This window comes from Chrysiogenia bacterium, from assembly GCA_020434085.1.
Classification (GTDB): domain Bacteria; phylum JAGRBM01; class JAGRBM01; order JAGRBM01; family JAGRBM01; genus JAGRBM01.
Map to the genome: position 1 here is coordinate 1 of JAGRBM010000562.1, position 8,938 is coordinate 8,938.

Annotated in this window: 8 protein-coding genes; 3 read left to right on the forward strand and 5 right to left on the reverse strand. The window is 60.4% G+C overall.

The annotated features are described in order from the left end of the window. The 3 genes from KDH09_18535 to KDH09_18545 all read right to left on the reverse strand — a co-directional run. On the reverse strand, positions 1-551 hold a 551-nt coding region (locus tag KDH09_18535), incomplete at its 3' end, for a hypothetical protein (GenBank protein MCB0221701.1). 10 nt (positions 552-561) lie between these two features. Next, positions 562-1,374, reverse strand: coding sequence for an outer membrane lipoprotein-sorting protein (locus KDH09_18540; GenBank protein MCB0221702.1), 813 nt, complete (start codon positions 1,372-1,374; stop codon positions 562-564). Beyond that, complete coding sequence (locus KDH09_18545; protein ID MCB0221703.1) at positions 1,367-3,955, reverse strand: MMPL family transporter; 2,589 nt, start codon at positions 3,953-3,955, stop codon at positions 1,367-1,369. The genes KDH09_18540 and KDH09_18545 overlap by 8 nt, the downstream gene beginning before the upstream one ends. Positions 3,956-4,133: 178 nt before the next feature. On the opposite strand from KDH09_18545, the gene KDH09_18550 reads away from it, so the two are divergent. Continuing rightward, on the forward strand, positions 4,134-4,685 hold the full coding sequence (locus tag KDH09_18550) for a hypothetical protein (protein MCB0221704.1): 552 nt from the start codon (positions 4,134-4,136) through the stop codon (positions 4,683-4,685). A 5-nt stretch (positions 4,686-4,690) separates the two neighbouring features. Here the strand turns inward: KDH09_18550 and KDH09_18555 are convergent, their stop codons facing one another. Together KDH09_18555 and KDH09_18560 are read right to left on the reverse strand one after the other, a co-directional pair. Beyond that, entirely contained in the window at positions 4,691-5,449 is a 759-nt protein-coding gene (locus tag KDH09_18555) for a sigma 54-interacting transcriptional regulator (protein MCB0221705.1), read from the reverse strand. 255 nt (positions 5,450-5,704) lie between these two features. After that, positions 5,705-7,270 carry a hypothetical protein gene (locus tag KDH09_18560; protein ID MCB0221706.1) on the reverse strand — a complete coding sequence of 522 codons (1,566 nt, stop codon included), beginning with the start codon at positions 7,268-7,270 and terminating at the stop codon, positions 5,705-5,707. Positions 7,271-7,699: 429 nt separating this feature from the next. Here KDH09_18560 and KDH09_18565 point away from each other — a divergent pair, with 429 nt between their 5' ends. Together KDH09_18565 and KDH09_18570 are read left to right on the forward strand one after the other, a co-directional pair. Beyond that, entirely contained in the window at positions 7,700-8,206 is a 507-nt protein-coding gene (locus tag KDH09_18565; GenBank protein MCB0221707.1) for a response regulator, read from the forward strand. A 107-nt stretch (positions 8,207-8,313) separates the two neighbouring features. Next, the coding region (locus KDH09_18570) for a diguanylate cyclase (protein ID MCB0221708.1) at positions 8,314-8,938 on the forward strand (625 nt) is incomplete at its 3' end.

Sequence of the window (8,938 nt, forward strand, 5' to 3'; positions counted from 1 at the left end):
ACGTCCAGGTTCACGATGTCGCTGAAGGCGCTGAGCTTCACTGCATTCGAGGGGGCTTTCAGAAACTCGTCGTCGCGACCAATGAAGAACGACACCCAGTCCTTGGGGAACAGATCGTTGAGGAACACGAAGTCACCTGTTCCCCAGGTCAGCACCTGCCGACCGGCACGCACGTCGAGCCACTTGGCCGGCGTGAACGAGATCAGTCCCTCGCGAAAGTCGATATCTGTGGACTGCGCCACCGCATCGCCGACCACATCGCCCTTGAAGCTGGCGCTGACCTGATCGCCGAAGTGCTGGAGCTCGAGCCGGAAGCGGCCTTCCCCCAGCACGAAGTCGTCATTCTGCCAGGGGTTTTCCACCGCGCGGCTGGCGCCGGCGAATTCGACGAAACCGTGGATCTCCACCGGCAGGGCCGCGCCGCCGCCGGAATCACCTCCGCCGCTTCCGCTGCCCCAGGGATCGTCTTCCCAACCATCATCCTGTGCGGCGGCCGGAGCCACCAGCGCCAGGAGCATCATCACGAAATACGGGAATGCTCGCCTCAACATCGCCGCCCCCTTATTTGCCCGCCCGGAACCAGTCCAGCGGCGGGTTGCGCAGCGAGCGCTCGGAGAAGATGTCCTCGGGAATGCCAAGGTCGTATTCGATGTTGCGGAACTCGATCACCGTGTTGCCGCCAGAGCGCAGGTCCTCGACCACCATCTTCGTCGCCGTGGGATGGCCCTGAATGTCCTGCACGCCGGAGCTCGTCATGCGGCGATAGACCTCGCCCTTGGCGTCGGAGAATTCCATCTTCACCGGCAGCAGGGTCTTCTTCTCGATCCAGATCTTGTAGCTCGCAAACTCCACCGAGCCCGGATCCTTGGGCTTGTTGAGCAGCACGTAGTGTTCACCCGTCGTCTCCACGAGCTCGTGGGTGTCTTCATCGGTGCGGCGGCCCGAGACGTCTTCATAGAAGATGTGCGAGCCCACGAAGCTGGTGCGCTTGTCGCCGGCGCTGATGCGCTTTACCAGGTCGAGGCCCGGCAGGTAGAGCCAACGGTCATCGTCACCTTTGACGTGCTTGGCCACCAGGAACACCGTGCGGCGCACATCGGCCGGGCGCGAGAAGAGCACGAGGTAGTCCTGGTCTCCGCCGTCTGCGCGGTCGCGGCGCAGAATGGTGAACTGGCGGATCTGCGTGCGCCCCTGGTTGTCGGTGATGGTCATGCGCGACTGAGAGCGCCCGTCGTTACCGGCATAGTAGGACACGTTGTTGGCCTGCCGGACGATCTCGTTGACATCCGTGAGGTCCTCGGCCGAGGCCGCCGTGGGCGCGGCGATGAGCAGTGCCGCGAGGGCACCGAAAATGGAATGATTGAACTTACGCATTGCTTTGACTCCCTTCGGAATTCGCTCCGTCTTTGAACAATAGATGTTTGAGCTGCGCCGCGATCGCCGGCAGCAGCAGCATGGTCACGGCGCTTGAGATCGCCATGATCGCCGCCAGGAAGAAGCCCACGGTAATGTAAGGGACCAGCGGCGCTGCCAGCAGCGGCAGGAAGCCGATGGCAATAACGATGGCGTTGCGCGAGATCGCGCGGCCGGGCTCTTCGAACATGAGCTCCACCGTGCGGCGCCAGTCGCCCACTTCCTTGTGAATGGCCCGCATGCGCTGGAGGAAGTGGATTGCAAAGTCCACCGAGAGCCCCAGCGTCAGCGAGCTGAGCACTGCCACGGGCATGTCGTAGTCCTTGCCCACGATTCCGATCAGGCCGTAGATCAGCGAGATGGTGATCGTCAGCGGCACCATGGCCAGCAGGCCGTAACTCAGCGAGCGGAAGAGGACGATCATCATGATGAGCACGATGATAAAGGATCCCGCCAGGGATTCGAGCATCCCCACCACCATTTCTTCCTGCCAGATGACGTTGATGTAGGTCAGTCCGGCCCAGTTGACGTCAATGCCATCCGGGGGCGGGTTCTGCGCGGTGAAGTCTTTCATCGCATCGACCACGGCGCTCATTTCGCGGTTGTCACCGCTCTTGAGCTGCACCCACACCGCCGAAGCGCGGTAGTCGGGCGTCACCATGTGCCACAGGTCGTCGGGCCGGTGCGAAGACTGGTAACTCAGCAGCGCCTGCGCCACGCCGCGGCTCGAATCGGGCAGCTTGTAGCTGGCGTCCTTGCCGTCGAGCAGCTCGCGGTAGACCGTCTTCACCACGTCGGCAATGGAGTTGGACTTGCCCACCTTGCCGCTGTCGAGCAGCGCGCTCTGGAGTTTCTCGATGTAGCGAAGCGTCTCGGGGCTCTGGAAAACCTTGGCCTGAAGCTGCGCCTTCTCGGCGAGTGCCAGCAGGTCTTCGAGGTAAGGGGCCTCGGTGTCCGAACCACCGAAGAGTGCATCATCGATCCCCAGCGAGAGCGCCGAGAGACGCTCGCCGGAGTTGCCACCCTCGGCATGGGCGATGAGATCCTTCCAGGTGCCCGAAAGGTCCACGCCTTCGGATTTTGCGCGCGCGATGACGTCGGCGGCCTGCCTCTCAAAGTTCGAGAAGACTTCGGCGTCGTCACCGGCTTCGAGCACCAGGAAGGCGTTGTAGGTGCCGGCGAAGTGCTCGTTGAGGACCTCGTCGGCCACGCGAATGCGGTGGTGTTCCTTGAACCAGCGCACCGGATTGTCGTTGATCTGAATCTTGGTAATGCCCCAGCCGCTGATTCCCAGCACCACCACGGCCGCGGCGATCAGGAGCTTGCCCCGCGAGAGAACGAACTGTCCTGCCCCGTGAAGCACGCGGCCGAGCAGTCCCTCGCCGCCGCTCTCACCACCGCCGGCGCTCAGCATCTTTTCGAGCTGCTTGTCCGAGAGGCTCACCGCATAGGCGGGAATGAAGGTGATCGTCAGCACGAAGGCGAGCGCGATGCCCAGGGCCACGAACAGGCCAAAGACCTTGACCGGCGGAATCGGCGTGAATGCCAGCGATGCAAAACCCACCGCCGAGGTCAGTGAGGTGTAGAGCATCGGCGTGAACAGGTGCCCCATGACCTCGGAGACAACCTTGCGCTTGTCGTCGCCCTTTTTGTAGTGGTCGGCGAATTCCGAGAGGATGTGCACCGAGTCCACCACCGCGATGGGCATCAGGAAGATCGGAATCATTGAGCTCATGATGTGCACGGTAAAGCCCATGCCGATGAGCAGGCCCATGGTGCTCACCACCGTGGCGATGGCCAGAAGCATGGGCGAAGTGATCAGAGAGAAGCTGCGGAAGAAGACCCACATCAGGATGAAGATGATCAGGCCCGAGAGCGGCGCGGAGATGGCCATCTGCTTGAACATCTCGACGCCGAAGGTGTCTTCGGCCACGGGGAGGCCCGTGATGTGATAGGCGTCGTCGCCGCCGAGCTGGTCGACCTCGGCCTGGATTTCCTGCGCGATGCGGTAGCTCTGGTCCTTACGCTCGATGGGCACGTAGATGGCCAGCGCCTTGCCGTCGTCGGAGACCACGCTGCCATCGAGCAGCGGCAGGTTCCGGGCGGCATCGCGCACCGCGAGGGCTTCTTCCCGGGTCTTCGGCGCTTCCTTCATCATCCACTGGAAGCGGATGGTGCCGGGCCCCTCCTGCGTGATGTTGTCCACGCTGGAAATGCTCATCACGTCCTGGCGGACAACACCGTCGATCTGCTGGATCTCTTCGGTGAGCTTCTGGACGCGCGCGAGTGATTCCGGGTTGAATACCCCGTCGGGGTCTCTATCGTTCACCACCCCGACGACGATCATGTCGTAGAGAGCGAACTGCTGCTTGACCTCGTCATGGAAGACGCGGTCGGGCTGATCATGCGGCAACATGTTCTCTGGATCTGTATCGACCGTGATTTTGGGAATCTGCGAACCCAGAATCAGTGTCACGACCGCCACGATCGCGAAGATCACGCGCGGGTGGTCGATGGAAAACTTGATGACTCGCTTCGCCATGCTTTTTTTTGCTCCGCCGGGTATTTGAACGCCCCCAGGAGGGGACTCCTGCAACTTCGACTTCAACCTAAGCACGAATATAGCAAAGACTACCCCCCAGGGGTATGATTTGGATCAGAAAGTTCGTTGGTCACATATGACTAAAGTGGTTCTCGGGCGGAGAAGTGGACCTGAGTCGGTGAAACAGAGCCAGAAAATCTCCTATAAAATCGATGGGTTAGACAGGATTGTCGAGACCGGGGGCGATTGGGAGGCGTTCGCACAGGCCAACGGCGGCGCCCATCTGGGGAAAAAATTGCTGGGGACTTCCCTGTGGAGCCACATCCAGTGCGTGGATCTGATTACCCTCTACAGGCCGCTGCTCAAACACGTGCGCGAGACCGGTGAGGCAATCCGTTTTCCGTCCCAGTGCAACTCGCCGGAGCTGATCCGCGAAGGAGAGATGCAGCTCTCCCCCCTCCCCGACGGCGGCATCGAGTTCCGCGTTCTCATTCACTCCGAGTCCCCACGGAAGAAATCCACCCAGGTCTGTCCGCAGTTCCAGGCGATCCGCGGCGTGATGGACATGTGCGACTGGTGCCTGAACGTGCGCCTCCGGGGCGAGGGACTCTGGGATAGCACGGTGGAAGCGGTTCGTAAGCAGGGGCTGCTCGCTTGTGAGTGCGTCCCCGACCTGCGGCGTGTGATCTGCCCCGAATGCAAGGGATCAATCGAGAGGGTCCCGCACTAGACCGGTCAGTCCTTTGGAAGGTCACCCGCCTTCTGCGTCATGCAGGCCTGCATGTCCGCAGCGCTGAGCCCGCGCATCTGCTCGAAGCAAACTTCGAGTCGCTCGCGCAGTTCACTGATGTTCCCGGGCCACTCGTATTCTCCGAGCGCCTTCCAGAAAGAATCGGGAAGCTGCAGCATCCGGCTGAGCTCGGGAGCGATTCTCTTGCCCAGTTCCTGCACCAGAAGCGGCAGATCTTCGGCGCGCTCGCGCAGCGGCGGCACATCGAGCCGAAGGATGGAGACGATCTGATAGAACGAGCGGCTCAGAGTCCGCTCCACAATCAGTTCCGCGGGATCGCGCTCCGTTGCATAGATCACCCAGGTATTGGCGGTCACTACCTTCCCTGACGTCTTGGTACGGTATTCACGCTGCTGATGAAAGTTGAACAGCCGTTCCTGAACCGCAAGCGGGAGCGTATCGGCGTCAGGTATATAGAGCGTCCCGCCGTCGGCATCACCGAGCAGGCCTCGATCCACACCTCCAAAGAGTGCGACCTCGATTTCGAGATCCGTCTTGCCTCGTGGGGAATAGGTGAAGAAGGGCTCGGCCTTGCGAGCACTGCGTACGTGCAGAGTACGCGCTGCCGTCGCCTTGCCGGCACCCCGTTCTCCGACGATGAATACCGTCGTAGGGGCCGCACCGGCAAAAAGATCGACGCGCGCGCGCAAGTCGCGGCTCTGTTCAGAGCTGCCCTCGCAGAGAACCGGAGAAAATCCACCCATCAATTATGCCTGCACAAGTTGCTGCGTCATTCAGGCGGTGAAAGCCCCACCGGTGGATATCACCGCCTGTCGTGTCCAAAGAGAAAGCGAAACACGAACACGATTATGTATCAATCAAGAAATAGACGGATTTGACCTGCCGCTCAACTCGCACAGTACGGAAATCCACCTGAATTCCACGAAAAAACGCCGCTCACCCGGAGACAAGCGGCGTTTTCTTACACCGTGTTCGCCCAGGGACGGCGCGCCGGTGACCTAGGGCGTGTCTTCACCCTCGAGCAATTCGAAGGGATTGCAGCCCATGTAGGTCTGATAGCCCTCCAGGTCCTGCTCGGGCAGAACCGCCTCGGAGGCGCTCTGGAACGTCACGAACCGGCCGTCGTTGGAGATCCGACCGGCAATGCAGTCGCCTTCGAGCTCGTTGCCATCGGCATCGACCGTTGTCCGCTCGATGAGGCTGCTCTCCCGGTCGAGCACGAACATATCGTTGCTCCGGTTGGTGTCGCCCGGAACAAGGTTCGTAGCGGCCGACTCAAACGCGACGTAGCGCCCGTTGTCGGAGATGCTCGGGTGCATGCTTGGACCATCGGGAGCGCGCCCGATCGTCGTGGTGCTCACCTGCGTCACGGTGGAAGTCTCGCGATCATAGAGAAATACTTCTGCGCCACCATGGGTGTTCTGGGTATCGGTCATATCCGTCGCGTCCGAGGAAAACACCACGTAACGGCCGCCGCGGGAGATCGCCGGCTCCCCGCTGTTTCCATTCGCCGGCTTGTTCTGCGGCGTGCGACTTACCAGTACGATCTCTCCGGTCTTGAGATCGGTCAACACGAGCTGCATGGTGCTCTCCCGGGTGTCGGCTTCGAGATTCTTGATCGAAGTCTGGAAGGCGATCTCATCGGCGTTGGGCGAGAGTGCGGGATCGGCGCTGGCATACTCACCGGGCTTGCCGTTGAACAGGCTCACCAGTCGAAGTCCGCCGAAGGCCTGATCCTTGATATAGATCTGCGTAACCCCGTGGGTATCGGCGCTGCTGAGCGTTGTCGCCGCACTGGTAAACGCAACAAATGCCCCGCAACCGGAAATCGATGGTTGCAGCGAGGGAGCGTTGGGCTCCACACCCTTCTCGGTGATGCTGATGCGCTTGGTATGGTTCGTGTGACGGTCACGGAAATAGATATCGGTGACTCCATTGGTATCTCCGGGTACCAGGTTGGTCGCGTCCGATTCATAAGCCAGGTAACGCGCGCACGAACTCATCACACCGTTGGTGCTCGCCCCGTTTCCCAGTTCCCCGGTGTCGTTCACGCTGATGGCCTCCGCCTTGCCCTTCTCTTTGTCGAAGAAGAAGATATCCGAGGATGAGTTTTCATCACCCTGAACAAAGTTGTCCGAGTCGCTTGCAAAGGCGGAGTAGCGCCCGTCGGCGTTGGCGATGCTGCCAAGGCTGTCGCCGTCGCCGCCCTGCCCTTCGGCGCCCTTGCTCACAAGGCTCGGCCGGGAATCAATCCCGGGATTTGAGTGCACCGTGATGGTCTTCGTAATCAGTGGCCTGGCGCCATCGACCGAGATCTCCAGTTCCACCTCACCCGTGGCGTCGATGACGACGTGATGGAAACGCGCCATCCCGTTGGTCACGGGAACACTGGTGACACCCGAGACGCCGCCGTCGCGGTCCTTGATCGTAACGGTGGCGGTCTTCGGTTCATCGTCAGTAACTCCGGCTGCCTCCATCTCTTCGACCTGAACGGCAAAGTGCCCCAGGCCGACACCCGCCTGGGCTTCGTCGGCCGGTTCCACCGCAAAAGAGAGTGCACGCACGTACTGTTCGTCTTTCGTAGCGTCAGTACACGACAGTAGCGTTATGCCCAATAGAACGACAAACACACTCGACACGCCGCGTCGCAGAAGCTCATAATGATCTGAATAGCGGCTACGGTGATCCTGACGCCCAGTAGAGGATAAATTCATAGACAACACTTCCCACCTGTTGGACAAGTAATGACGCGATGCAAAAGTCATGAGGTGCCTGAACCTCTCATTATAAACCATAATTTCGCTACATTTTCCATGACATGGGTCACCTTTGTCACTGAATTCATTAGTTCCCGTCCAGCGCGACTGGACTATCAGTGCAATTGTTCCGTGACGTACCTCCTTGTTAGTTTCGTTATTTTCTGAGATAGTTTCCTGTACACCTTTGTTCACGCACACGCACCTGTCGCGCGCTATTGCGCGCCGGAGCCGAGCATGCCCCTGTTTCGACCCGAACATCTCCCGCGTTTCATGGGCGGAACCACGTTCTCCGACAGGGCAATCCGCGAGCCCAAGCCCGCGGTCACCTTCATGGGCCACCTGGGCGATGTGCTGGCGGACTTCCCGCCGCGAGTTCTGGTTTGTGAGGATGACACCCCGTTGCGCATGCAACTGCGCAGCGTGTTCCGCGGCATTGGCTGCTGCGTCGATGCACCGGAGCTCAGCTCCAATGCTTTCCACGAGATTGAAACCGAGGACTTCGATCTGGTTCTGATGCATTTCACTCAGGCCCTTGTAGATGCCGACAGGGTGGAATTTGCCCCCTGGGCTCGAATCTCCACGCCCTTCATCCTTTTTGACGACGAGGATCGGCGGAGTGAGGCAAAGCGGCTGGGCTTCGAGGGTTTTCACCGGCTGCCCATCACGCCCGGTGATGCGCAACGAATGCTGGGACATCATGTCTACGGCGACCTGATGAAAGGGATGCACTCAATCGGTTGAATTTCGAAGGCAGGCGCAACAGCAAGGCGGGACAAGCATCGGGGAAAACCATGTCTGAGCACATCAATGGGGACGCACAAACTAAGCAGACCTCGGCACAACAAGGTATGCATTCCAAGCATGTCATCGACCGTGCGCCATCGGCCCTCTTTGCCTGCAGCGCCGAGAAAGGCCGACCCCTGCTCTATGCCAGCGAGCGCCTGGGGCACCTGACCGGCCGCCCGATTCACGAATTGCTCGCCGGCAATTGTCACCTCGACCGATTCATTGCGCGGGACGACCTCGTTCGCGTGCGCGACGCGATCAACCGGGCCCTTGGTGCGGGAAACGACTACCAGGTCTCCTACCGCCTGATCAACGAGCAGCTCAACAAGGCGAACTGGGTCATCGAGAGCGGCGCATGCTACACCGGTGCCAACGATGAGCCGACGATCCACGGGATGGTCGCTCCCTTTCATTCGCGTGCCGATCACAGCGACCTCATCGAGCACCACGCCCGATATGATTCTTCCACCGGTCTTCCGAACCGGCGCTCGCTCAAGGAGCGCGTCCAGTCGCGTATCAGCCAGATGCGGCGCGCCAACCAGCCATTTGCGATCCACTTTGTCGACATCGACCGATTCGAGCAAATCAATGAGACCTACGGCGAGTCCTGCGGCGATGAGGTGCTCAATCAGGCAGCGCTTCGCCTGCTATGCCTGTGCAGCGATGGAGATCTGGTGGCACGGATTG

Coding starts and splice junctions, on each gene's coding strand:
- KDH09_18540 (MCB0221702.1), bottom strand. CDS start 1,374: ATGCGTAAGTTCAATCATTCCATTTTCGGTGCCCTCGCGGCACTGCTC.
- KDH09_18545 (MCB0221703.1), bottom strand. CDS start 3,955: ATGGCGAAGCGAGTCATCAAGTTTTCCATCGACCACCCGCGCGTGATC.
- KDH09_18555 (MCB0221705.1), bottom strand. CDS start 5,449: ATGGGTGGATTTTCTCCGGTTCTCTGCGAGGGCAGCTCTGAACAGAGC.
- KDH09_18565 (MCB0221707.1), top strand. CDS start 7,700: ATGCCCCTGTTTCGACCCGAACATCTCCCGCGTTTCATGGGCGGAACC.